Source organism: Methylobacterium sp. C1 (assembly GCF_001854385.1).
Lineage (GTDB): Bacteria > Pseudomonadota > Alphaproteobacteria > Rhizobiales > Beijerinckiaceae > Methylobacterium > Methylobacterium radiotolerans.
Genome location: NZ_CP017640.1, coordinates 2,980,241 through 3,003,524, shown reverse-complemented (window position 1 = coordinate 3,003,524; position 23,284 = coordinate 2,980,241). Strand labels below are relative to the sequence as shown.

General features: G+C 66.8%; 24 protein-coding genes and 1 pseudogene. 13 read left to right on the top strand and 12 right to left on the bottom strand.

Going from position 1 to position 23,284, the window contains the following annotated elements; genetic code table 11:
• Positions 1-5: 5 nt before the first annotated feature.
• The 6 genes from BKE41_RS13890 to BKE41_RS13865 all read left to right on the top strand — a co-directional run bounded on the left by BKE41_RS13890 (position 6) and on the right by BKE41_RS13865 (position 2,252).
• Positions 6-314, top strand: coding sequence for a hypothetical protein (locus BKE41_RS13890; protein WP_070999596.1), 309 nt, complete (start codon positions 6-8; stop codon positions 312-314).
• Positions 314-520, top strand: coding sequence for a hypothetical protein (locus BKE41_RS13885; protein WP_070999595.1), 207 nt, complete (start codon positions 314-316; stop codon positions 518-520). The genes BKE41_RS13890 and BKE41_RS13885 overlap by 1 nt, the downstream gene beginning before the upstream one ends.
• Positions 517-699, top strand: coding sequence for a hypothetical protein (locus BKE41_RS13880; protein ID WP_070999592.1), 183 nt, complete (start codon positions 517-519; stop codon positions 697-699). Before BKE41_RS13885 ends, BKE41_RS13880 begins: the two co-directional genes overlap by 4 nt.
• 1 nt (position 700) lies before the next feature.
• The gene (locus BKE41_RS13875; protein WP_070999587.1) at positions 701-1,480 is read left to right on the top strand and encodes a hypothetical protein; all 780 of its coding nucleotides are present in this window, start codon (positions 701-703) and stop codon (positions 1,478-1,480) included.
• Between the two features lie 92 nt (positions 1,481-1,572).
• Complete coding sequence (locus tag BKE41_RS13870) at positions 1,573-1,971, top strand: hypothetical protein (RefSeq protein WP_070999584.1); 399 nt, start codon at positions 1,573-1,575, stop codon at positions 1,969-1,971.
• A gap of 8 nt (positions 1,972-1,979) precedes the next feature.
• Positions 1,980-2,252 (top strand): hypothetical protein, encoded by a 273-nt coding sequence (locus tag BKE41_RS13865; protein WP_070999582.1) that lies wholly within the window; start codon positions 1,980-1,982, stop codon positions 2,250-2,252.
• A 29-nt stretch (positions 2,253-2,281) separates the two neighbouring features.
• On the opposite strand, the gene BKE41_RS13860 is transcribed toward BKE41_RS13865, so the two are convergent.
• The 3 genes from BKE41_RS13860 to BKE41_RS13850 form a co-directional block, all read right to left on the bottom strand.
• A complete protein-coding gene (locus BKE41_RS13860) occupies positions 2,282-2,554 on the bottom strand; it encodes a hypothetical protein (protein ID WP_159392751.1) in 273 nt (90 codons plus the stop codon).
• Entirely contained in the window at positions 2,544-3,116 is a 573-nt protein-coding gene (locus tag BKE41_RS13855) for a metallophosphoesterase (protein ID WP_070999580.1), read from the bottom strand. Before BKE41_RS13855 ends, BKE41_RS13860 begins: the two co-directional genes overlap by 11 nt.
• Positions 3,117-3,317: 201 nt before the next feature.
• Positions 3,318-4,823 carry an integrase family protein gene (locus BKE41_RS13850; RefSeq protein WP_070999579.1) on the bottom strand — a complete coding sequence of 502 codons (1,506 nt, stop codon included), beginning with the start codon at positions 4,821-4,823 and terminating at the stop codon, positions 3,318-3,320.
• 814 nt (positions 4,824-5,637) lie between these two features.
• On the opposite strand from BKE41_RS13850, the gene BKE41_RS13840 reads away from it, so the two are divergent.
• The gene (locus tag BKE41_RS13840) at positions 5,638-5,841 is read left to right on the top strand and encodes a hypothetical protein (RefSeq protein ID WP_012319471.1); all 204 of its coding nucleotides are present in this window, start codon (positions 5,638-5,640) and stop codon (positions 5,839-5,841) included.
• Positions 5,842-6,527: 686 nt separating this feature from the next.
• On the top strand, positions 6,528-7,745 hold the full coding sequence (locus tag BKE41_RS13835) for a flagellin (protein ID WP_070999578.1): 1,218 nt from the start codon (positions 6,528-6,530) through the stop codon (positions 7,743-7,745).
• Positions 7,746-9,029: 1,284 nt separating this feature from the next.
• Here the strand turns inward: BKE41_RS13835 and BKE41_RS13830 are convergent.
• The 6 genes and pseudogenes from BKE41_RS13830 to BKE41_RS32140 form a co-directional block, all read right to left on the bottom strand.
• The gene (locus BKE41_RS13830) at positions 9,030-10,247 is read right to left on the bottom strand and encodes a flagellin (protein WP_070999577.1); all 1,218 of its coding nucleotides are present in this window, start codon (positions 10,245-10,247) and stop codon (positions 9,030-9,032) included.
• 503 nt (positions 10,248-10,750) lie between these two features.
• A pseudogene (locus BKE41_RS32145) lies at positions 10,751-10,905 on the bottom strand (MucR family transcriptional regulator); the annotation flags it as partial.
• A 2-nt stretch (positions 10,906-10,907) separates the two neighbouring features.
• A complete protein-coding gene (locus tag BKE41_RS13825) occupies positions 10,908-11,252 on the bottom strand; it encodes a response regulator (RefSeq protein ID WP_348628367.1) in 345 nt (114 codons plus the stop codon).
• 1,326 nt (positions 11,253-12,578) lie between these two features.
• Positions 12,579-12,782 carry a hypothetical protein gene (locus BKE41_RS13820; protein WP_053621627.1) on the bottom strand — a complete coding sequence of 68 codons (204 nt, stop codon included), beginning with the start codon at positions 12,780-12,782 and terminating at the stop codon, positions 12,579-12,581.
• 275 nt (positions 12,783-13,057) lie between these two features.
• Positions 13,058-13,732 (bottom strand): hypothetical protein, encoded by a 675-nt coding sequence (locus tag BKE41_RS31200; protein WP_159392750.1) that lies wholly within the window; start codon positions 13,730-13,732, stop codon positions 13,058-13,060.
• 323 nt (positions 13,733-14,055) lie between these two features.
• Positions 14,056-14,289 carry an integrase arm-type DNA-binding domain-containing protein gene (locus BKE41_RS32140; RefSeq protein WP_070999576.1) on the bottom strand — a complete coding sequence of 78 codons (234 nt, stop codon included), beginning with the start codon at positions 14,287-14,289 and terminating at the stop codon, positions 14,056-14,058.
• Between the two features lie 570 nt (positions 14,290-14,859).
• On the opposite strand from BKE41_RS32140, the gene BKE41_RS13805 reads away from it, so the two are divergent.
• Positions 14,860-15,132 (top strand): hypothetical protein, encoded by a 273-nt coding sequence (locus tag BKE41_RS13805; RefSeq protein WP_012319463.1) that lies wholly within the window; start codon positions 14,860-14,862, stop codon positions 15,130-15,132.
• Between the two features lie 236 nt (positions 15,133-15,368).
• On the opposite strand, the gene BKE41_RS13800 is transcribed toward BKE41_RS13805, so the two are convergent.
• Both BKE41_RS13800 and BKE41_RS13790 read right to left on the bottom strand, forming a co-directional pair.
• Positions 15,369-15,662, bottom strand: coding sequence for a hypothetical protein (locus tag BKE41_RS13800; protein ID WP_012319462.1), 294 nt, complete (start codon positions 15,660-15,662; stop codon positions 15,369-15,371).
• 584 nt (positions 15,663-16,246) lie between these two features.
• Positions 16,247-16,759, bottom strand: a complete 513-nt coding sequence (locus tag BKE41_RS13790) for a CYTH domain-containing protein (protein WP_012319461.1) — start codon at positions 16,757-16,759, stop codon at positions 16,247-16,249.
• Between the two features lie 640 nt (positions 16,760-17,399).
• On the opposite strand from BKE41_RS13790, the gene BKE41_RS13785 reads away from it, so the two are divergent.
• The 4 genes from BKE41_RS13785 to BKE41_RS13770 all read left to right on the top strand — a co-directional run bounded on the left by BKE41_RS13785 (position 17,400) and on the right by BKE41_RS13770 (position 21,864).
• Positions 17,400-18,716 (top strand): betaine/proline/choline family ABC transporter ATP-binding protein, encoded by a 1,317-nt coding sequence (locus BKE41_RS13785; protein ID WP_070999574.1) that lies wholly within the window; start codon positions 17,400-17,402, stop codon positions 18,714-18,716.
• Complete coding sequence (locus BKE41_RS13780; RefSeq protein ID WP_059410067.1) at positions 18,632-19,483, top strand: proline/glycine betaine ABC transporter permease; 852 nt, start codon at positions 18,632-18,634, stop codon at positions 19,481-19,483. The genes BKE41_RS13785 and BKE41_RS13780 overlap by 85 nt, the downstream gene beginning before the upstream one ends.
• A 122-nt stretch (positions 19,484-19,605) precedes the next feature.
• Complete coding sequence (locus BKE41_RS13775) at positions 19,606-20,442, top strand: glycine betaine ABC transporter substrate-binding protein (RefSeq protein WP_058607008.1); 837 nt, start codon at positions 19,606-19,608, stop codon at positions 20,440-20,442.
• A gap of 81 nt (positions 20,443-20,523) precedes the next feature.
• Complete coding sequence (locus tag BKE41_RS13770; protein WP_199825843.1) at positions 20,524-21,864, top strand: hypothetical protein; 1,341 nt, start codon at positions 20,524-20,526, stop codon at positions 21,862-21,864.
• A 249-nt stretch (positions 21,865-22,113) separates the two neighbouring features.
• Here the strand turns inward: BKE41_RS13770 and BKE41_RS13765 are convergent, their stop codons facing one another.
• Positions 22,114-23,148 carry a GlxA family transcriptional regulator gene (locus BKE41_RS13765; RefSeq protein ID WP_053621624.1) on the bottom strand — a complete coding sequence of 345 codons (1,035 nt, stop codon included), beginning with the start codon at positions 23,146-23,148 and terminating at the stop codon, positions 22,114-22,116.
• Positions 23,149-23,284: the final 136 nt, after the last annotated feature.

Genomic DNA, 23,284 nt, shown 5'->3' with positions numbered 1-23,284 from the left:
CGCCCATGACCGACCTGCACCCCATCGACCACGAGCTCCTGACCGCCCTGGGGGACCTGCCCGCCCGGGAGCCCTCCGAGGACGACCTCAACAGGGAGATCGTCGACTTTATCTTCGCCATGGCGGCCGAGCCCAAGGCCGGCAGCCTGGAGGCGCAGGTCCTCGCGGCGTACCTCGCCGGCGGCGAGACGGCCGCCATCGAGGAGATCGCCAACCTCCCCGACGTCAACGACGACCGGCTGCGCGACCTCCTCCTCGGGCAGGCCGCCGCGACCGTCCACGCACGCCGCTTCATCGAGAAGGTGAGTGCCTGATGCGCGTCCCGCTGCCCGCCAACAGCAACCTCTCGCCCACGTCACAGGCCGCCGTACGGGAGGCATGGATCTCGGCGCGCCAACCCCGGCTCGTTGCGGACGTCGACGCCTCCCCGGAGCAAGCGGCGTTCCTCGCCGCCCGCGCCGAGGTGGCCGCACGGCGCCGGGATGCCCTGGCCCGGCTCACCCGGGAGCCCGCCCCGTGACGCGGGTGGACTGGATTGAGGAGGCGGCCCGCGTCGACGCCCTGGCAGACGCCCTCCTCGCCGGGGACGAGACCGCCGCGGCCCGTGCCGTGGCGGGCCTCGAAGACAGGCAGCGAGACCGCGTCCGGAGCCGGGCCAACTTGATCGTGCTCTGGCATCGATTCGCGGGGGAGGACTGACATGGCGCGTCGCCACAAATGGCTGCCCGACTATTCGCACCTCTGGGACGTCATGCCCGAGGACGCGCTAACCCGCGCCATTCGAGCCCGCACTTATGGGCACGGCCGCCGCGATTTCCCGGCAGTCGCGAACGCGGCGCTCCTGCGGATCTTCGCCGGCCGGGAATGCTTGACTGTAGCGGACCTCCTCGCCGCCGCGGCCGCGATGCAGGGTCCGCGGGGGTGGAGCCCGAGTTTCGCCGCGGACTACGTCGGCAACCTGATCGGCTGGGGGAGGGAACTCGGCATAGTGGAGGAGTCCTCCGACGGCGAGCGGTCCTGGCGCCTCATCGAGCGGTCGCCGGTCTACGAGGTCATCGGCGGCCGGTGCGTGCGCGTCCGGGGCCTGCCCGACGCGGAGCAGGTGGTGATGAACAGGAAGCTGGCGAGCCTCCACCGCCGGCGCGCGACCATCGCCCGGGCCGCGGCCGACAAAGTCCGGCGAAGGGTCGGCGGCCTCCTTGACCGGCTGTCCGTCGTCCATTGGGACGCCGGAATTCCGGCGGAGTGGCTCGTGTTCCTCGGGGACCAGCCAGCGGGCATGCAGGTGAAAGAAGCGCGCGGTTTCATCCTGGCGGCTCACGACGACTGGGAGCCGGCGGTGACGAAGCGCTGGCTCGCCGAAGTCGAGGCGACGGTCACCGCGGCCGAGCGGGACGCCGTCGTGCGCCGGGAAGCCGCCGAGGCTGCCGCGGCCGCCGCTCGCCTGGCTGAGGACGCCGACGCGTTCGAGGGGCTCTAAAAAAGGTCGGCATTGGTCGTTGTGGGATGCGACGCAGGGGTCCACGCTCCCGTCATGGGCAGGCGATGCCGCCCGAAAGCCGGAGTACCGACATGCGCTACGACCCCCGCGTCTCGCACCTGACCCGCCCGCTCTCCCGCCGCGACGAAGAGAACATCGCCGACGCCGTCTACCGGCGCCACGGCCTCTTCACCTTCTTCTGCCGGACCGCCGCAAACGACCGGTTCTGGACCCCCGTCGACATGGGGCTAGACCTCGTCGTGACCGCTAGCGACCCCGCCGAGGCTCGGCACGTTTGGGAGCGCTGGGCCCTCGACGTGAAGGGCGCCGAGGGCAAAGTCAGGCTCCATATCACGTTCACGCCGCCGACGAAGGGGCCGAAGCGCCCGCGCGAACAGGAGATCGGCTACGACATCGACCTCGACCGGCTGGCGTTCGAGGACGAGTACGACGCCGCGGCGGACCTCGAAACTAGCCCGTTCCGTATCTGAGGAACCCCATGACACCAGACCTGCTCGCCCGCGCCGGGGAGGCGCTCCGCTCCGGCGAGGACTGGCGCCGGCCCCTAGCGAGGCTGCTCGGGCCGTATCACCCGGCGGGCCCGAGGGACGAGGTGGACCCCCGGATGGTGTCGAGATGGGCCTCGGGCGCGATGGACATCCCGGATTGGGTCCCGGAGGCCCTGGCCCGGCTGACCAGGGAGACCGGTGAGCGTCTCCTCGATGTGGCCGACGAACTGGACGCCGAGGCCACTCCGCAGCCCCGAATCTAGAAGGGTCCCGGTCACCCCGGGGCCCTTCTTCATTCCATGACGACGGCGTTGATGGTGGCGCCCGTCGGGCAGTCCCCTTGCCGGGCGGGCCGGTACGGTCCCCAGCCGCCGCATCCGCGGCATGCGTACTCGCGGATCGACATCGGACGAGGCCAGTGCCGCGCCGCCTCGGGGTCGATGGCGCGCCGGGCATTGTGCCGGGCGACATGCTCCTCGGCGTGCTCCCGGGTCACTGAGTACGACACCCACCCGCAGGTCTCGCAGGTGACGGTATCGTCGGGGATCTCGGTCTCACGCGCCATCGCCATCCTCCTCGCCCTGCTCGCGCGCCCGGCGCATCTCCTCTGGCTCCTCCTCGACGGTGGCGAGGCGCTCCTGGATCTCCGCCAGCGTCACCGGCCGGAAGGCCCAGGCATCCACGCCGACGTCGCAGGACTGCCGGGTCGGGGGCAGGGTGGCATGGGTGTGCCCGAACAGATGGAGGCTGCCCCGCCAGACCTGGTTCCACGACCGCAGCGCGTAGTGGCAGAGCACCAGGCGGACGCCGTCGACGGTGATCTGCGTCAGGTCGTGCTGGGAGGCCCAGGGCAGGTCGAGGACCCGCTGCCGGTCGTGGTTGCCCCGCACCAGGTGCTTGGTGCCGTTCAGGCGGGCGAAGAGCTCTCGGCACCGCTCGGGCGAGCTCCCCATGGCGAAGTCGCCGAGGAACCAGACCGTGTCGACGGGGCGGACGCGGCTGTTCCAGGCGTGCACCAGGTGCTCGTCCATCTCGGCGGCGTCGGCGAAGGGCCGGCGACACATCCTGATGACCCCGGCGTGTCCGAGGTGGAGGTCGGCAGTGAAGTATGTGTTCGTCTTGGTCATGAAGGGCAGCCTCCTGGCGAGGGGGGCTGCGCGCGCGGCGTCACGCCCCCGGGGGTGTCTCGGTCTGTCGGGGGGCTATGCGCGGTTTCATGGGGGCCTCTCAGGCGGTGACGAGGCGAGGATCGCAGCTCGCGATTCGTGCGGTCAAGCCGCCGTCCAGGGTCGCCGGGCGACGTAGTGAAGGTTGGGTTAAGCGGACCGTTAGGCCGCGGCCGCGGCGGAGGCCTTCGGCTTGCGGTTCTTCCTGTGGAGCTTCGCCGCGGTGATGTGGATGCGGATCTCCTCGACCGGCGGCAGGGTAGGCGCGGAGGCTTCGGCGTGCCTCTCGACCATCTCCCACCACCGTTCCAAGATCGGTCGCTTAACGTCGAGAAGCTCGTCGTCGCTGTAGTGCTTCTCGGTCACCGACCCCGCCTTGCCCTCGGCGTGATCCAGGATCAGCGAGATCTCCTTAGGGGTGACCTTCAGCAATTTGCGGCCCTGGGACCGGAGCGCTCGGCGCAGGTCGTGCGGGCGTGCGATTATGTCGGGCATGGCCGCGAAATGATGCGAGAGGGTGTTCTCGTGCATGTGCCCGACGAGCATCTTGCCCCTCCAGGTGCGGAAGGCCGGAAACAGGAAGTGGCCGTCCAGGCTGTCGATGCGGTCCTTGACCACTGCCCACACCGCCGGCGGGATCGGGACAGCGTGCGTGCGCTCCTCAACCTCGTCCTCCTCGGAGGCGCCCTTGCGGTGGAGCGGCGGTACGCGCCACACACCCCAGCCGGGCTCCTCGTCGCAGTCCGCGAAGTCCTCGCGCGCGGCCGAGCAGACTGCGTGGTTGCGTTGGGCCGCCGCGACCAGGAGCAGGATAGCAACGTCGAAGGCCGGTTCGAGCGCGCCGCTGCGGGCCAGGGCGACGAGGCGTCCGAGCTCCGGCATCAAAGGGAAATGCTTTTTCCGCTTCTTCGGCACCGGCGGCGCGCCCGGGACGACAGGCACTTTCACGCGCTCGGGCTTGTGCAGCCGCGCCATGACGGCGGTGGTAATCATCGACCCCTCGCACACGCCCGGCCGGCCTAGCCATTTCCAGAACGTGCGCTGCTTCACGGTCATGCCGACAGCGCTGGCATGATGGCCGGCTTTTGCGACAGCATTGATGGCCTTCTGCATCTCGTCGACCGTGATGCGGGTGACGGGTAGCTTCATGAAGTGCGTGAACGCCGGGTTGGTGAGGGTCTTCCGGTAGTCCGCCGCGGTCGCCCGCTTCTTCGTGGCGGTCACGTGGGCGATGTAGCGGTCGACTGCGTCCCGGTATGTCCACGCCATGAAGTCGGGGGTGCCCTTCCAGGGCTTGGGCTCGGGCGACGGCACGAACGGCTGACCCAACCCGACGGTCCAGTCCGGCGGCGGGGCCTTCCCGAACCGGGCGCGCTGCGCGGCGAGCCACGCGGCGTCCGGCAGGCCCTTCCGCTCGCGGATCAGCTTCGTCGCCTCGCCGGCGATGGTGCGGGCGTCCTCGATGCTCCATTCGTCGACGTCGCCGAGGTCCATGCGGCGCGTGCGATGGTTGAACTCGTGCTTCCAGGCCCAGCGGCATCCCCGGGGCCCGACGCGGAGCAGCAGCCCGCGAGCCCGCGTGTCGATGATGTCGTACGCCTTGGCGCCCGGCACGGCGGCCTTCTTGGCGTCGCGGACGTGGCCGATGTTGAGGTCGAGACGGGGCATGGGGGGGCTGAAAACTCGGGCGGGTTCGGGCGGGAGCATCAGAACCGCTAACCCGTTGCCCGATCAAGGCTACGCGGAGAGAACCGCACAGGCATCGGAAGTGAAAGGACTTTTACTACGCGTTCGGTAAACGTTCCCCCGCTGGGGAAACCGGGAGCCTGGATGACTCTTAATCAGCGGGTCCTAGGTTCGAACCCTAGTGCGCCCACCAAGACTTAGCCTACTTCCTGCTTACCGGATCACGATCCCGGTGAGCGCATGGTAAGCAGGGCGAACCGGTAAGCCCCCCTCTCTGCCTCCCGAACCGCTCTGCGGTCAGCCAGCCTCGACGCGCTTCCTCGGCTCGCGGTAGCGTCGCTTCATGAGCGATGGCCACGATCCGATCAGCGAAGCTGTTGCGGCGCTTCGAGCCCGCGGCACACCGTGGGGCCATGGACAGGCGGGCTGCCCTGTTGGCCGGTCGACGGCGAGACGCTGACGGACGGCGACCTGCTCGCCCTCGCTGTGCGGGTCGGCCTCATGGACTCGACGACGACCACGCTGCAATTGGCCGGCCCATGGCCAGAGAACCCCCGCCCGTCACCGAACTGCGCAAGGCCGCCGAGGTGACCGATCAGGATATCGACGCCGCGGTCGACGCCGTGCTCGCGGATCTGGCAACCGAGGCCTAGCCGCTCGCGAAGGGCTGGACGCTCGACCTCGTCGAGACGCTCCGCACCGACGCGCGCGCCGCCGAGGCGCTGACCACCGAAAAGCCGGCCTGGAAGCGCAACATGGTCCGGACCACGATCCTGTTGGCCCATCCGGTGAAAGAATGAGCGAGACCGATCCGAGCGCCGACCGCGCGGCGACCATCGAACGTCTCTCCGAGCGGCTGAGTGGCTTCGTGCAGGGAATCGGGATGAGCGGCGCGGACGCGCGCGAGATTATTGACCGCGTGATCGCGTCCGACCCTCAAGCCGGGGACGGCGACCTGATGGCGAAGGCGCGCACCTGGATGTTGATCGCGCTGGGATAGCGGCATGGACGCCGCCGCCGACCCGATCATGAAGGCGGTGACCGCGCTTCGGGCCGCCGGCGTCGCAGTGGCGCCGATCGGCGACGAAATCGACCGCTAGCACTGCCGTCCGCTGGTGCCCCAGTCCGGAAGTTCCGCGACGTCCGCTACGGGTGGTTTGCTGCTGGTCCGCTGTTGGACGGCAACCGCATCGAAGCAGACGTCGCTCTTCGGTCTCTGTCTCAGACATCCCGATTGTTGAAGGCCGTTCGTGACCCTCCCGCGGCCGTCTCGCGTCCAGGCAACGAACAAGATGGATGCTCGATTGGATTTTGAATGAGTCGGCCCTGGACTCTCCGACGATAGATCGGCGGATGTCGGCTCGGATAGCGGCAAGGCAATTCGCCGAGTGCGCATGAACGTGGTGTGGCAGATGCGCGTGGCTGACAGGTGCTGCTGAAGACACGCCGGATTGTATCGGTCGCGTCCCAGCCGCCTCAAGTTGCAGCAAATCAACTTCCGGGCGATCGAATGTCCCGCGCCATCAACTTTAAGCAAAGTCCTAGACGCTGACGTCAATTATTGGGCCGTTTACTGTGATATCTTAATTTCTAGATTGTTTCCGAATCCAAGTTGATCTGACATCCGTATTATTGCTCATGAGATTGCCGCAGAAGCGGCATGTTGAGCCAGAAAGATAGAGCCCCATGTCCTCGATCACCCTGTCGGCCGCCACGCGCCAGAACCTGCTGTCGCTGCAGGACACCGCCCAGCTGATGGCGACCACGCAGAACCGCCTCGCCACCGGCAAGACGGTCAACTCCGCCCTCGACAACCCGACCAACTTCTTCACCTCTCAGGCCCTCGACGGCCGCTCCTCGAGCCTGAACTCGCTCCTCGACGGCGTCTCCAACGGCATCCAGTCGATCCAGGCCGCCAACCAGGGCATCACCTCGATCCAGAAGCTCGTGGACCAGGCCAAGTCGATCGCCAACCAGGCGCTCTCGACCCAGCTCTCCACCACCGGCACCGCCGCCAACGCCTACAGCGCCAGCACCGCCTCCCAGACGGTCCTGCTGACGATCAACGGCACCTCGGTCTCCGCCACGGTCGCCGCCTCCTCGAGCATCAGCGCCACCGTCGCGGCCCTGAACTCTGCGGTCAGCTCGGCCTCGACCGCGTCGAGCGGCTCGTTCGGCGCCGGCGCGATCTTCTCGGTCGACAGCACCGGCACCAAGATCGTCCTGAACGCCCAGGCGGACGTCGAATTCCAGAACTCCGGCAGCCAGACGGCGCTCGGCTTCACCGCCTCGGCCACCACCGCCTCGACCTACGGCACCGCCGCCAGCACCGTCGTCTCCAGCGACCTGTCGATCTCGGGCGTGACGCAGCGCGCCTCGCTGGCGAACCAGTACAACAACCTGCTCAACCAGATCACGCAGCTCGCCGGCGACGCCAGCTACAACGGCGTCAACCTCATTGCCGGCAAGGGCAATGACTTGAACATCAAGTTCAACAACACCGGCAGCTCGACCCTCAACGTCGCCTCGGTCGACGCCACGGCGAGCGGTCTCGGTCTGTCGTCGATCACCAGCTCGAACAACTCGTCGAGCCAGAACGGTCTCGGCAACTTCCTGCTGAACTCGGACGTCAACAAGACCCTGGCGACCCTGACCAGCGCCGGCAACACGCTGAACTCCGCGGCGAGCTCCCTGGGCTCGAACCTGTCGGTCGTTCAGAACCGTCAGGACTTCTCCAAGCAGCTGATCAACGTGCTGAGCACGGGTTCGGCCAACCTGACGAACGCCGACCTGAACCAGGAAGCGGCGAACTCGCAGGCGCTGTCGACCCGTCAGTCGATGGGCATCTCGGCCCTGTCGCTGGCCAACTCCGCCCAGCAGGGCGTCCTCCAGCTCCTGCGGTAAGCAACCGTCTTTTCAACTAATGAGGTGGCCGGAGCTCTGCTCCGGCCGCTTTCGATCGAGCGCACATCATGCAAGCGCGCGCGGGTAAAAGCGAAACTGTCATGACCGACTGCCGAACGATCACTCAGCTTCGTCGGGAGCTGGCATCGACAAATTCGACTCGCTCGACAATTGCCAAGTGAGGGCTTGCAGAGCTTCGTGCCAAAATACAATCAGATCAGGACCGCAGAAATTCCCCGATTGAAAAATTTCGAGATAACGCGGATCTTCTCGGCGTGACTTTAGGGCCCGACACGTGAGCACCACTCTGCCAGCAAGGTCGGCTTCTGGGCTTCCGACAGGCTAGGGGTCGCGGCTGGACCGGGTTGAAACCGGACTGCGACCTTCGCCGACCGCGAGCGGAGGCTTGTGGCACCTCGCCGCGTGCCGCGGACTCGTCGTGGACGGCGACTCACGCTAGCCCGGCGTCATGCCGAAGGTCCCATCGTCTCGACGCGCCCGGCCGCGTTTGGACCCTCGCCCTGGCGTGCTGGCGGCGCAGACGTCCGAACCGTCGACCGCCACTGAGCCGGTAGAGCGTGTGGGCATTCCCGGCCGAAAGCCCGGGAGACACCCCGCCGTCGCGCTGGCGCGGCTACAGGCTGACGGCCGCGCGGCCAGCGAGCTGAACCGGAATGTCGCCCGGTGACGTGCTGCGCATCGAGGAGTGCCCTCGATGTCTGCCAACGGACCACCCCGCTCCCGAACTCTTGCGAGCCCATGCCTCAGGCGCTCGCCGCCGGAGCTTCATCGTTCAATATCGTCGCAAGGACGGGATCAATGGAGTCTGGGTAATTTGCAGCCCGTGTGACTACGTCTTCGAGGACGCATTTTTCGACGTAGGCTTCCACTTGCTTGCTGAGGGATACCCCATTGACCCTGGCCAGATGCTCGATGGCCCTGCGCAAATCGTCGCGCACATGAAACGAGATGCTGTTGCGTCGCCGCTCGTGCACAGCGAGTCGTGGGCGGCCAGGCCGACGCGTCGGCTGTTCAGTAGGCGTCGTTGACATGTAGGGCTCGCTGCGCGCGCTGTCCGGATCAGGATCGCTGCTGGGATGACGGAACGCGCGGCATCGGCGAGACCCGATGCAGGAGGGACAGCCCGCTCGGCGCAGGCTGTCAGCGCGCAGGGTTGGAGCCGACCTTGAACGGTCGACGCTCAGCTGGGCCGGGCGCGCGGATCGAATGACAGGCAGCTGGGTCGCTCTGCCCCGGCCGTCATGTCCATCAAGGAGACTGCTCTTACCGCAGGAGCTGGAGGACGCCCTGCTGGGCGGAGTTGGCCAGCGACAGGGCCGAGATGCCCATCGACTGACGGGTCGACAGCGCCTGCGAGTTCGCCGCCTCCTGGTTCAGGTCGGCGTTCGTCAGGTTGGCCGAACCCGTGCTCAGCACGTTGACCAGCTGCTTGGAGAAGTCCTGGCGGTTCTGAACGACCGACAGGTTCGAGCCCAGCGTGCTCGCCGCGGAGTTCAGGCTTGCGTCGGCTTTGGTCAGGGTGGCCAGCGTCTTGTTGACGTCCGAGTTCAGCAGGAAGTTGCCGAGACCGTTCTGGCTGGTCGAGCTGTTCGAGTTGGTGATCGAGGTCAGGCCGAGGCCGTTCGAGGTCGCGTCGACCGAGGCGACGTTGAGGTTGGAGCTGCCGGTGTCGTTGAACTTGATGTTCATGTCATTGCCCTTGCCGGCAATGAGGTTGACGCCGTTGTAGCTGGCGTCGCCGGCGAGCTGCGTGATCTGGTTGAGCAGGTTGTTGTACTGGTTCGCCAGCGAGGCGCGCTGGGCCGTGCCCGAGATCGACAGGTCGCTGGAGACGACAGTGCTGGCGGCGGTGCCGTAGGTCGAGGCGGTGGTCGCCGAGGCGGTGAAGCCGAGCGCCGTCTGGCTGCCGGAGTTCTGAAATTCGACGTCCGCCTGGGCGTTCAGGACGATCTTGGTGCCGGTGCTGTCGGCCGAGAAGATCGCGCCGGCGCCGAAGGCGCCGCTCGACGCGGTCGAGGCCGAGCTGACCGCGGCGTTGAGCGCGGCCACCGTCGCGCTGATGCTCGAGGAGGCGTTGATGATGGCGGAGACCGAGCTGCCGTTGATCGTCAGCAGGACTGTCTGGGAGGCGGTGCTGGCGCTGTAGGCGCTGGCGGCGGTGCCGGTGGTGGAGAGCTGGGTCGAGAGCGCCTGGTTGGCGATCGACTTGGCCTGGCTGACCAGCTTCTGGATCGAGGTGATGCCCTGGTTGGCGGCCTGGATCGACTGGATGCCGTTGGAGATGCCGTCGAGGAGCGAGTTCAGGCTCGAGGAGCGGCCGTCGAGGGCCTGAGAGGTGAAGAAGTTGGTCGGGTTGTCGAGGGCGGAGTTGACCGTCTTGCCGGTGGCGAGGCGGTTCTGCGTGGTCGCCATCAACTGGGCGGTATCCTGCAGCGAGAGCAGGTTCTGGCGCGTGGCGGCCGACAGGGTGATGGAGGACATGAACTGTTTACTTCCTGGCTGGTTCCACCGATTCGCGGTGAAAGCATTAACCAGAGCCGCGGGTTTACCCTGGGTTAATCACAGACACATTTCAGCAAAGTTTTGTCGGCTGAAACAGGACTGACAGGCGCGAGCCAACATCTTAGCCACTTACGATAAATCAGAAGCCGATGGATTTTACCACTGGTTGCAATTTTGATCATAAATGATCGACCCTGATTCAGCGTCGATCCGCGCCACTGCTACTGTCGCCGCTCCCAACGACCACTCTTCAGATCTTGAATCTGACCAAGGTCAAACAGAGCCGAGTGGAGCCCCTCGCCAATCACCGACAGACGGGGTCACGTCGACCGCATCTTGCAGTGCAGGCAGACTGATGGCTCAGTGGTCAGCGAGCTGCCCCGGAACGTCACCCGGTGGCGCTCCGCGGCGGCGGCGCGCCACGCTTCGACGCTGCTCTAGTCAGGCGAGATAACCCTCGACGAGGTTTGGCGTTTCTGGATCTACGCTTTTCCTGCGGTTCGAGCGGCCGAGCGGTTGACGTGACGGCTCTGCAAGCTTGTAGCGATGGCAGATCGTCTCTCCGAATAGCCGGGAGCCACCATCGGGTAGTCGTAAGGAGGCCCCACTTCGCCCGGTACGTCTCCGGGGTCAGGCCAATCAGTCCTTCAAAGGATCAGGTTTCTGACCGTCTGGAAGCATCTGCTTGAGCCTGTCGCGCACCACTTCCGCGCTGAAGGGCTTGCCGACGAAATGCGCCCCCTCCGGCATCTCGCCGGGACCAGGCTTATGACGCCCCGAGGCTACCAGAATGCTCACGTGAGGCCAGTGTTGGGCAGTCTCGCGTGCCAGCCCGAAGCCATCCATCGCTCCCGGCATATTCACGTCGGTGAAGAGGACGACGATCGAGACATGGTGCCCGTGTAGCACCGCTAGGGCTTCCTCGGCGTTCTCGGCCTCGAAGGTCCGAAATCCCGCATCCTCCAAGATGTCGAGCGCGGTCATGCGGACCAGCACGTCATCGTCGACAACGAGGGCGTAGGGCCGACGATCTGTTGGACTCGGATCCATGCCCTGCCTGCGGCCTGAGGTGGTCGTGGCCACTGGCCCGACAATCTGCATTTGAAGACGCGCAATTGACTACGAAGGGCCCGCACTTCCGATCTAGGTAATCATGCCTGATCCTACGTCAGAGCGGGTTGGCGGCTGATCTGTGGGACGGCGGGAAGCGCGTCTTCCGCGGGCGCTGCACCGGATCCCTCAACGGTGTTGATCAGATCGGCTTCAGAGACTTGGCGTCCGTCTGGATCGCGCACAGTGATGTCACTGTACCCCTTGGCCAAAAAATCTCGCAGCTTCTTAAGCGCCCAGTCTGCAGTCGGGATTGACAGATCACGCTGCCATCAGCTCGCATGCCACGGACTTCATAGACGAGGCGTGCGTTCATCATACATCAATCCCAGCCGCGCCTAGTATCGCGCGCTGCTTCATGATGCTGATGCGATATGTGCGGATGGCTTGATCTAAGTCGCTCGCGCCAGGATCGCTCCCATTGCGGAGGGTCGCCGCCGTTATAGCAAGGGCTTCAATCACCTGTTCGTCCAGCGCAATTGTCAGCGCAATTCGGCGATGAAGGCGATCGGCCCGGATATCGGTAGTTCTTTTTGGCTCCGACATAGCTGCCCAACGGCTATTTGGGGCAATTGTTCGCGGTGAAAATGCGATGGAGCGCTATCAGACATTTCTGAGTGAAGGGCACGAAGAAGCCCGCGCCGGGGCCGGGCGGGCCTTTCTAGATTCAAGCCTCGGGGGATGTGGGGCCGAATCTGGGTCAATGATAACGCGTTCGTCAGCGATGGAAGCCCCGCGCGGCGGTGCCGGCGGGGCTGGAGGAAGCGCGCGCAGATGATGGCGCTCAGCGGCTACTTGCTGCTGCCGCCACCGCCGCCGCCCTGAGGAACAGCGCGCTCAGGCTGGTTGGCATTCCCGGCGGACGACGAGCTGTTAGAAATCGTGTCGGCCGGCTGCCCGGTTGGTGAAGCCGTCACGGCGCCATTGCTACCGGTCGTGCTGTTCTGCGGCGCGACTACGCCCGGCGCGCCAGGAGCGGAGGGTGTAGCGGGAGTCGCCGCGGGAGCCTGTGCAGAGGCCCCGCCTGCGAGGAGGCTGAAGACGGCGGCGGCTGCGAGAACGCGATGGCGCATGAGACCCTTCCTTCGAGTTGAAGGCTGACAAACGCGCTCGCTTGAGAGTTGGTTCGATAGCACGAAGCCAAAGCAGGCTCGAAAGAGCCCCGCGCGGCCGGGCCGGCGGGGCTTCGATGGCGCTATCTTAATTCGCAGCAGCCCTTTGCGCCTCCTCGACCACCCGCACGACTTCCGCGGCGGCCGGGACCTTCTCGGGCTGGAGGATCGACGGGGTCATCTTCAGCATAGACACCACCTCGACGAGAGCTCCGATCTGATCCGGGCCGAACTCCTTCAATCCCCTGGATAAGCACCGCAGGAGCTTCTCGCCGGCGTCGACCTTGGACACGAATGCATCTGGCTGCCTGATATTATGAAGCGCCATGTTGGCGAAGGTCGAGCAACTTCGAGCTGATCGGCGTTCAGGTCCAGCTTCTTGATATCCTCTGGGGCTGGGCGCTTGTAGTAAACCGACCCTCATGGCGCATCGCCTCGCTCCACTTGGCCGAACAGCCTGAAACGATGAAGGGCGCATCGGCGGAGGCCAATGCGCCCGAGGGGACCGGCGAGGACGTTGCGGGCTTCGCTGCCCGCTCGGCGCGCCTTGTCGGCGGCTTGGCGATCTCAGGCGGCCTCGGCGACCTGCGCCAGCACCGGCGGGATCGCCAGATCGAAGCGGGCGAAGATCTCGTCCCAATCCGAGTCGTTCCCGGCCCAGGTGTTGGCCGTCCTGTCCAGCGGGATGAGATGCACGCGCGGATCGGCCGCTGCGTCCGCTTCGAGCTGCGTGAACTGCGGCAGGTAGACGAAGGCCATCTCGAACGGCAGCGCCGGAAAGCGGCTCGCCAGATAGGTGCAGAGGTCGTTGATCTCGGAGATCTTCATGACCTCAGGGTCATTCATGTAGGGCCATGCTCGCGCCTCCCCGTGGTGACCGAGAAAGCGGACAAAAAGCATTGGCGTCGGCTCGCTCAACATGGATACCATCTTGTTGAACTTGTGTGCGAGCTTGCTCTTTCCTGTCTCTAATGCTTCTTGAGTGATATAGGGGATGACGTTCGCGTCACGCGGGAACTCGTGGTGATAAGAAACGCCGTAATTTTGGCAAATAATCTCAAATTTATTCACGGCGACATCGCTGCACAGGTGCTTGCCCTGCGTTTCGAAGATAGAGCGAACGGCGGAGAAAGGCGTAACCAGCCAGTCGAATAGACTTTTAGGCTGACCCGGGAAGCATCGGTTGATCTGGTGCGTGACTTGGCAGAGCGCACCCAGGCTTACAATCCGCTCGAAGCGCATAGAACATCGTTCCGATTGTGCATTTCGATACGCACAGGTTTTCCACTAACCGAGGGAATGCTCGGCCATTGCCCACGGAACAGCGCCGAAAACGCCGCGGCCACGAGCGAATGTTCAGTTTTGTACCTAGCGGTTGACGCGGATTCAGCGTTGCAACTTAAAGATTCAATCGCAAGGCCGTGAACGGGAAAACCCCGCGTGGCAGCGGCCAGCGGGGCTCATCGGTTGTGAGGTGTTGTGCCGAAGACACGTTGTAGTTGGGTTGTGCACAACCTGACGGGTTCATTGGGCACGAAAAACCGCCGCGGCCGGAGCCGGGCGGTTCAGGTGGTCTCGCAGATGTCCAGATTTCCGAGGGCCACCAAGGCGCGGTCCTTCGCGGGTTGCTTCTCGGCGTGCGGGTCCTCGCCCAGCTTCGCCCGCGCCAATCGTTCGCTCGCCGCCCGCCGGGCATCGGTAGCCGCGAGCAGTCCGACGCGACCGAGGGTCTCCCGCTTGGTCAGACCGATGGCATTGCGGTATTGGACGATCCACTGTCGCGAGCCGCCTGCGCTCACTCGCAGACCGAAGCCGGGAGATCGTCGTCGAACACGACGAGGCGATCCTCTCCGGCCGGGAACTGCGCGGCGGCGGCGGTCTGATTGGTGAGGCGCATTCCGGTAAGCACCCGGTAAGCACCCGGTAAGTAGGCGGAGCGATTTCAGCGGTGCTCGACGTTCGACGATCAGAGGGTACATCGAATTTCGAGAGCGCGATCAAGCTGTCGACGGCGCCGGTAAGCACGACATGCGTGTCCTGGTGCCCGGAGCCTAGTCCTCTTGATCAGCGGGTCCTAGGTTCGAACCCTAGTGCGCCCACCAAGCCTTCCAGGCACGTTGCCGAGCCTCGCGGCATCAAACCCCTCGGGTCTTCTACGCAGCCGGCACGTCGGACAGCGGCGTCGCGCGAAACGCGATCTCGACTTGTCGGCGCCGTCCCGGTTAGCTGCCGGGGCGTGGATCGTCGGGGCAGGAGGGCGCCATGACGGGACTTCGGCTGCGCGTGCCCGTCGCTGGGTGTGGTCCCCGCGTCGATCGCGCGGGCGCGGCACCCCGGCCCTCTCGCGGGCACAGCGGTGGGGAAGCGGAATGACGTCCACGGCTCTCGCCGTCATGATGGCCGGCGTGCTGGGTGCCTTCTGCACGATCGTCTTCGCGGTCGACTGGGTGCCCGGCTCCGTCGTCGGATTGCCGAACCTGCCGAGCCGGCGCGTGATCGGCCTGTGGCTCTACAACGGCGCTCTGTGCCTCGCCCTGGCCGCCTGGCTGGTCTGCACGTACTTCTGCACCGTCGACGGCTACGACGACATCCCCGCGGTGCGCGACAGCTACTGCAAGCCGCGCGCGACGATCGGCGCGTGATCGCTCCTGCTCCGGATGCGGCGGGGTGCCGGGCGCCGTAGCGGCGCGGCTCTCGGCGAGTCCCGCCGGGGTCATGGCCCCTTCCGGTGTCCCAAGTCGGAAGGAGGCGCCCGCGGCCGAGACAGCCGCGCCTCGAGCCCGCCCCCGGACCGAAGTCGGGGCTCGGGCTCGGGCTCGGGCTCGACTCGGACTCGGACTCGGCGAGCGTCCCCGTCTCAGCCCGATCGGGAACAGCTCTAGCTCAGCTTGTCGTCGGGCTCGGTGGGCTCCACGCTCGGGCCCAGCGCGCCGCCCGCGGCCGCCTCGGTCCGGCCGTGCTGGTCCCGGCTCGGGACCCCACCAGGCTGCGGGCTGCGCCTGTCATGCGGGTGCATCGCGCGACGGTCGGCGCGGGCCATCTCCTTGTGGGTCGGGATGTACCGCCAGGGCGCCGGCGCAGTCCCTAGGCGAAGCACTGAAGGGGACCGTGTCAGAAACACCGCGAGCAGCACCCACGGAATGACGAACACGGCGAAGGCGGTGAGGCCCATGACGATTCCTCGGAGATTTCAACAGTAACAGTTGAAACTCCGACCGCTCAGTACTGATCCCATTAGCGCCGCACCAATCGATACTGCACCGCAACGCGGCCTTCGAGCTTCGCCACGCAGAACACCGCCGTATCGGCTCGGGAGAACGACGGATCTGCGCGGTGCGGCGCGGGACGCGTGCCAGCCGCGGCGGCGCGCATCCGCCGGTTCGGCGTGCCCCGTGCGGGCTGCGGACCAGATTCGTCGGGCCACCGGCCGAGCCGCATCGCCGACGATCGCGAGTTCCTCACGCAGATGCGGCGCCGTGCGGCTGGCCGCAGCCGCGGCGGCGATCTCGGGCCGGCCCGCGACCACGACGGCGCCGCCCGGGTCGCCGCCGGCTCGCCGAGGACGTTGAGTGTTTGACCGCGCTGCCCGCGCGGCGAAGCGTCGGCGCATCGCCGCCGGACTCGGTCGAGTCACGGATCTCGTCCGCGCGCGGCGGCGGACGGCGATCCCCACCTGGTCGAGGCGTTGGGCTCACGGAGTCAGGTCAAGTACGGCCAGGGTCACCCGCGCGGCGCGACCGGACGCCTGCCCGCCCGCTACGCGGCGACCGGCAGCCGCAAGACGTCGTCCATCGTGATCGGCCGGCCGGCCTCGCAGCAGAGATGCAGCAGGGTCGACTGGCGGAACCGCAGGTCGCCGGTCACCTCCTCGCCGAGCCAGGCGGGCTTGGCGAAGGACTGATCGGCCCGCGCAAGCTCGACTTCGGCCAGGACCATCCCGGCCAGCGAGCCCTGGAAGACGTCGACCTCCCAGGTCAGCCCGTCGTGCGGCACGCAGTACCGGATCTTCTCGATCACGTTGCCGGTGCACACCTGATCGACCATGGCGGCGCCGTCGGCATGCGGGATCTCGTACTCGAACTCGGCGCGGGCGATGCCGTCGCGGGCGCCCTTGACCGTGAGCCAGGCCCGCTCACCGTCGAGGCGCACGCGGACCTTCCCCCGCGCGAAATGACCGACCAAGCCGTCCTTCAGCGGCCGAATGGATGTGGCCGCCGCGCGCCAGCCATCGCCTGCCACGAGGAACTTTCGCTCGATCTCTAACCGCATCCAAGCGCCCATTGCTTCGGCCGGACGCCTCGTAGCCCATCGCGGCCGCCGAGTCAGGCGCCCGGCGATCTCCGGTGCGGACGCGCGGGAGCGGGTCCGATACCGGCACCGCGCGCGGGCGGACACCCGACCGATGCGGCGGCGTCACCCACGAGGGCGCCCGGTCGGCGACGGCCCGCTCGGATCGCCGGGACGGTGGGCGTCAGACCTCGACGACCGGTGCGCGCCGGATACGGCGTGCCAGCGTCGCAGCGCGCATCGGCGGCGTCTCTGATCGCCGCGGGTCCGACGACGCCGCGACCGGGCGCGGACCGCGCCGCCTTCGCGACCGAGTCGATGCCCGCCGGACCGCGCACGTGAAGAGACCGCGCCGCGGGCGGTGGGCCTGCGAAGGAACGCGGCTGTTCCTGCACAATAAGTTCTCAGGTCTGTCTAAATCGGTGCCAATGCTGCAGTGCATTGTGAATTCATGACGGTAAAATTCCGGACGTGTCGTCTTCGAGCCAGAAAGCGTCGCAGGAAGGCAAGCCCGTGAGAGGCCCGCCGGTAGCTTTTCATTGTCATTGATAAAAGGCTCGTCCAGCCCAGGGCAACAAGCGCCGACAGAGAAAATGCAATAGATCGTAGAGGTCGTAACCACATGGGTCGTATTACCTTAGCGGGAGTGAGCAAGATCTTCGGCGCCAATCATGCCGAGGCCATCGCGCTGATCTCCGAAGGGAAACGGAAGGCCGACATTGCCCGGACATGTGGCGCGGTCGTCGGACTCTGCGACATCTCTTTCGACGTGGTCGAGGGCGAGATCCTGGTCCTCATGGGACTGTCCGGGTCGGGGAAATCGACCCTGCTGCGCTGCATGAACCGGCTCGTGGAACCGACCTGCGGACGCATCCTGGTCGACGACGTCGACGTCACGCGCCTCGGCCGGAAGGATCTGCTGGCGTTCCGGCAGAAGACCTTCGGTATGGTCTTCCAGCACTTCGCCCTGCTGCCGAACCGCACCATCCTGTCGAACGTCGCGTTCGGTCTGGAGATCAAGAGACGCCCCCTCCAGCAGCGCAACGACCGCGCGATGGAGGCCATCGCCCTCGTCGGCCTGAAGGGCTGGGAGCACAAGTATCCGCACGAGCTCTCCGGCGGGATGCAGCAGCGGGCAGGCCTCGCCCGCGCCCTCGCGGCCGATGCCGACATCCTGCTGATGGACGAGGCCTTCAGCGCCCTCGACCCGCTGATCCGCCGCGACATGCAGGCCGAGCTGAAGGACCTCCAGCGCACGCTCAGGAAGACGATCGTCTTCGTCTCCCACGACCTCGACGAGGCCGTCGCGCTCGGCGGGCGCATCGTCCTGATGAAGGACGGCGAGGTGGTGCAGATCGGCCAGCCCGAGGAGATCGTGGCGCGGCCCGCGACGGACTACGTCGAGCGCTTCGTGGAGCATATCGACCTGTCCGCGGTCATGCGGACCGAGCACGTGGCGAACCGGGCCGCCGTCGTCCTGGCGCCGACGCTCACCGTGGCCGAGGCGCGCGCGACGGTCGCGGCGGATGACGCCGAGTCGTGGTGCGTGGCCGATCCGGAGGGCCGCTTCGTCGGCCGCGTCCGGCGCGACAGGCTCGCCGCCGCCCGTGCCGGCGAGACCGTGTCGGGCCTCCTCGATCGCGATCCGGTCACCGTGCCGGCGGGAACCTGTCTCGACGCGGTGATGAGCCGGGTCGCCGACGAAGGCGCCGTGGCGGTCGTCGCCGAGGACGGGCGCCTGATCGGCACGCTCACGAGCCGGGACATCGTCCGCGCCCTGGCGGCGCGCCCGGGCACGCACGGTCGGCCGACCCTCAGCGCCGCCCCCCTTCAAAAGCCCACAGGAGCGGAAGGATGGACTGGAACGTCCCGAAATTTCCCCTCGACACGCTCAGCGACGACGGGCTCGATTGGCTCACCGACCATGGCGCTTGGCTGACCCGCGCCGTCAGCCGCTCGGTCTCGAACGGGATCGACACGCTGACGGCGGCCCTCATCTCGGTGCCGCCCTGGGCGGTCATCGCGGTGGCGGCCCTGGCGACCTACAAGGTCGGGGGGCGCAAGGTCGGGCTCCTGACGCTCGCCGGCCTGCTGTTCCTGTGGGATCTCCGGCTCTGGCAGTCCACGGTCGAGACCCTGGTCCTCGTGAGCCTCGCGACCGTGATGGCGCTCCTGATCGGGATCCCGCTGGGCATCTGGTTCGCCCTCAGCCGGTGGGCCTGGAAGGTGTTCTCGCCGGTGCTGGACATGATGCAGACGCTGCCGAGCTTCGTCTATCTCATCCCGGCGCTGCCCTTCTTCGGCCTCGGCGCGGTCTCGGCCTGCTTCGCGACCATCATCTTCTCCGTGCCGCCCGTGATCCGTCTCACGACGCTCGGCATCCGCAACGTGCCGACGGAACTGATCGAGGCGTCCGACGCCTTCGGCGGTTCGGCGACGCAGAAGCTGCTCAAGGTGCAGTTGCCGCTCGCGCTGCCGACCATCATGGCCGGCGTCAACCAGACGATGATGCTCGCCCTGTCCATGGTCGTCATCGCCGCGATGATCGGGGCCGGAGGCCTCGGGCGCGAGGTGTGGCAGTCGATCCAGCGCCTCGAGGCGGGCGCCGGCTTCGAGGCCGGGCTCGGCATCGTGATCCTCGCCGTCATCCTCGACCGCTTCACCCAGGCCCTCGCCGCGCGCGCCCGCCCGCACGGCTCGGCCTGACGGACGCCGCGCCGCCGCCGAAGCCGCCGCCGCCCCGGCTGCTCGCGGCGCCCGGTACCGCCGGGCGCCACCCTGTCGCGCGCCGATTCTCGAAGCCCCGTCCCGCCCTGAAAGGTCCAGTGATGCGCGTTCGAACCCTCAGCGTTCTCCTCTGCTTCGCGCTCACCCTGAGCCCCGCCGAAGCTGCCGGCAAGCAGGTCCGGCTCGCCTACGTGGAATGGGCCGACGCCGTCGCCGCGACGACGATCCTCAAGCAGGTGCTGGAGGAGAAGGGCTACACGGTGAAGACTGTCCCGCTCGCGGCCGCCGCGATGTGGCAGGCGGTGGCCACGGGCGACGCCGATGCCAGCGTCGCCGCGTGGCTCCCGGTGACCCAGGCCGCCTACTACGACAAGCTCAAGGACCGCCTGGAACTGCTCGGACCGAACGTGACCGGGGCGAAGATCGGCTGGGTGGTCCCCGCCTTCTCGCCGCTCACTTCCATCGAGGATCTCAAGACCCGGGCCGCCGAGGTGGACGGCAAGGTGATCGGCATCGACCCGGGAGCCGGGGTGATGAAGAGCTCGGAGGCCGCGATCAAGGCCTACGGCCTGCCGGTTCGGCTCGTGGACGGCAGTGACGCCACGATGACCAGCGCCCTCAAGAACGCGATCCGGCAGAAGAAGGACGTCGTCGTCACCGGCTGGACGCCGCACTGGATGTTCGCCCGCTACGAGCTGAAATACCTCACCGACCCCAAGAAGGTCTTCGGCGAGGACGAGAGCGTCAACACCATCGTCCGCAAGGGCCTCAAGGACGACCTCCCCGAGGTCTACGCCATCCTCAGGAAGTTCAAGCTCGGCATCAAGGACGAGGAAGCCATGATGGCGCAGAACGAGGAGCGCGGCGCCAAGCCGGACGAGACCGCCGCGAAGTGGATCGCCGGGCATCGGGCCACCGTCGACAGCTGGCTGAAGTAAAATCCAGCCTGAAACCGATAAAAAATAACAAAAAGCGCCCGTCACGGGATCTACGACGACCTAAAATCCGGGGGCACGACGATGATGAAAGGATTCAGCGCGATCCTGGCTGCCTGTACGGCTGCCACGATGCTGTGCGGTACGGCGCCCCGCGCTCGGGGGCAGAACGGGCAGGCACAGAGCGGGCAGCCGCAGGGCGCACAGGAGATCGACGCTGAGCCGACGCGGCTCAACCGGGAGCAGCCGGTGGCGGTGCCAGATCCGACACCGGTCCTGGCCGCGAGCCCGTCCGAGAAGTTCACCTTCGGTGGGGCGATCCGCGCCCGCTACGACTGGCGGTTCGACGACGTCGACCGGGCCGGGGCGCCGAAGGCCTCGGAACATCTCGACTTCGACACCCTGGCTCTGAAGGCGGCCTACGATTCCGAGACGATCTTCGGCGCCGCCCAGTACCGTTTCTACGGCGGCAGCTCGATCTACGGACCGCGCAACGGCTACCGCGGCTTTCCGGGCGAAGTCAGCTTCCCGCTCTACGCCTATCTCGGCTACAGATTCACCAGGGAAGACAGCGTCACGGCGGGCATGAACCAAGTGCCGTTCGGCCTCGTGCCGTATTTCGGCGCCAGCTTCATCGAGACCCTCGGTTTCACGATGGGACTCGAGGAGGTCTACAACCTCGGCGTGAAATACGCGCACGTCGAGCCGGAATTCAACTATCAGCTCGCCTATTATCCGGGCGCCAATCCCAACGCGGTCGGCGCCAGCGTCGACAGCGCCCGCTACTCGACCAACATCGTCAAGGCCGACAGCTACGTGCTGGGCGGCAGCCGCAACGCCGAAGAGAACATGATCATCGGTCGCGCCGAGTACTTTCTCGTCAAGAACGACGTCACCTCGTTCGCGATCGGCGGCTCGCTCTGGCACTCCGACGTCTACAATTTCGACACGCGGTCGACCGGATCGAAGCAGCTCGAAGGCGTGCACGTGCTCGGCACCTACGGGCCCTGGGGCTTCAAGGCGATCTACGTCCGCCAGGACATCAACCCGAAGAACCCGACCCGCAGCGACCAGATCACCGTCGGCGGCTTCGACTTCTCGTACAATATGGCGACGCACGGCAACTTCGTCTCGGCCGAGGTGACCTACAAGATCGCGGACCCGATCGGCCCGTTCACGGCGGTCCCGTACTTCGGCTACAGCGCCTATTACAAGGACAAGGCGAGCTTCAGGACGAGCGAGCGCTTCATCCTCGGCAGCGCCTGGACCCTGACCGCCGACCCCAACCTCGTGATCTACACGGAGGGGGTGTTCGGTCGGAACGACCCCTACGTCGGCGCCGGCCAGTTCAACAGCGGCCTCGCCATGGGCGGCGACAACCGCTGGAAGTCCCGCTTCATCATGAGCATCGGCTACTATTTCTGACCGAACTGGGCGCGCCCGTTCCGGGCGCGTCTGCCGCTGCCGGCGACAGCAGGAACGAGCCTTCGATCGCCTGGCTCCTCGGGAACCAGGACAAGGTCACACACAGGCTGCGGCACGGTCCTCGACGGAACGACCTGACGCCGCACAGTCTCCGCGGACAGGATACCCCGCATCGCCGCCCCGAGACGCGTACGAGGCGCGTACGAGGCGCGTCCGGGGCGCAGTGACTGCCGGACGCGCCTGCCTGGCTCAGGCCCCCGCCTTCGCGAGCACGTCCTGCGCCGCGCCCGGCCCGCGCCCGACCGCGCCGCCGACGAGCTTGCGCTCCGCGCTCGGCGGGCGCCCGAAATGGTCGACATAGGCCTTCGAGAAGTGCGATGCCGAGGCGAAGCCGCACTCGATGGCGATGCTGAGCAGCGGCATCGCCGTCTGGCGGATCAGGTGACGGGCGTGCTCGAGGCGGATGCGCAGGTAGTGCTTCGCGGGCGAGCGACCGAGATACTTCAGGAACAGCCGCTCGAGCTGGCGCTTCGACAGGCGCACCGAATCCGCCAGCTCCTGACTGCCGAGGGGCTCGGCGAAGGTCTCCTCCATCAGCCCGACCACGTGCAGGAGCTTGGGATGCGCCACGCCGAGGCGCATGCGCAGGTCCATCCGCTGCCGCTCGCCGGCCTCGCGGATGCGGTGATGGATCAGCTGCTCGGCGACGTTCGAGGCCAGGTCCGGCCCGTGCTCGCGCATGATCAGCGAGAGCATCATGTCGGCCGCCGCCGTGCCGCCCGCGCAGGTGAAGCGGTTGCGGTCGATCTCGAACAGGTCCGAGCCGATCTCGAGGGCATCGTGCTCCGAGGCGAGGCTCGCGAGATTCTCCCAGTGGATCGTCGCCCGGTACCCGTCGAGGAGCCCGGCCTTCGCCAGCACGTAGGTCCCGGTGCAGACGGCCCCGATCGCCGCGCCGCGGGTGCCGCTGCGGCGCAGGCTCGCGTTCAGCGCCCGGTGGTCGTGCCGGTGAATGTCGATGCCGCCGCAGACGATGAGCATGTCGAGGCTCTGCGCCTCACCGAACGCGCCGGACACCTTGACCTCGACGCCGTTCGAGGCGGTGCAACCGTCCCCGCGCTCCGACCAGAGAGAGTAGCGGTAGAGCTCCCGGCCCGCGGCCCGGTTGGCGAGGCGCAGGGGCTCGATGGCCGACGAGAAGGCGATCATCGAGAACTGGGCGACGAGCATGAAGCCGACCGATGTCGTCTCCGACGCCCGACATGCCGCGCTGATCTGGTTCATCGACGTCCCCCGGGGACAGATTAGCCGAGAACCATTCAAAGGTAAGTCCGCGCCGTTCACAACCGGCTGAGGCGCGAAACACCCTCTGAATCCGGGTGCGGACGAGCGGCCGGGCTCGGCGTCGCAAATCTCAAAC